1 protein-coding gene is annotated in these 934 nt (G+C 45.3%); it reads left to right on the top strand.

The genetic code is table 11. From position 1 onward, the window contains the following. A partial coding sequence (locus tag AC1EU2_RS18735) for a VCBS domain-containing protein (RefSeq protein WP_480299796.1) occupies positions 1-934 on the top strand: 934 nt, incomplete at both ends.

The following is a 934-nucleotide window of genomic DNA, read 5'->3' as shown; positions in this document are numbered from 1 at the left end:
CGTCAGTGACGTTTACGGCACCTTTACCGTGGATAACGAAGGTAACTGGTCGTACACGCTTAACCAAAATAATACGGTGGACAGTTTAACGAAAGATGAAAAGCTGACTAAAGTCTTCACAGTGTTGTTGAGTGATGGCAATGAAACCATTGTGACAATCACGATTACCGGTACCAATGATGCTCCTGTTATTAGCAGTGACGACACCCAAGGAAGTGTCCTCGAAATGGGAATTGATGAAAATAATGCCTTAGAGCCAGGCATGGCAAGTACCCATGGTGACTTGATTGCTGGCGACATTGATAATGCTTACAACACCCTAACGTGGTCATTCAGCAGCGCCGACAACCATGTCGATTACGGCACGTTTAGCATTGACCCAATTACACAGCAATGGGCGTTCTTGTTAGATGATACTAAGGATGCGGTACAAGCAATGAAGCGTGGCGATATCAAAACGCTCACCTTTACCATTCGGGTTGAAGATCCACATGGTGGCTTTGATACGCAACAGATTACAGTAGTCATCAATGGTACAAACGATGCGCCAATCATCACCAACCAAGTATTCAATGAAAGTGTATATGAAATAGGAGTCGACGATAACAACGTTGATACCAATGGTATCGCTGTGGCAACAGGGACATTGACGGCAAGCGATGTTGATCACTCTTCAAGCGAGCATAACTGGAGTCTTGTCAGTAGCTCGCCATACGGCGATTACGGTACATTTACGCTCGACGCTGCTACGGGGGAATGGACATTTACACTGGATGACGAATCTGACATCGTACAAATGATGAAGACGGGTGATACTCATGAGCTGACATTCTTAGTTCGAGTGACTGATGACCAAGGTGGTTATGACGAACAAACGATCACCGTGACAGTTAATGGTCAAAATGACCGCCCAGATGCTGAAGATGATTGCTAT

This window comes from Parashewanella sp. 2304DJ23-3 (assembly GCF_056591695.1).
Note: the sequence above shows the minus strand (reverse complement) of the source record. Positions and strands in the feature narration are given on the sequence as shown.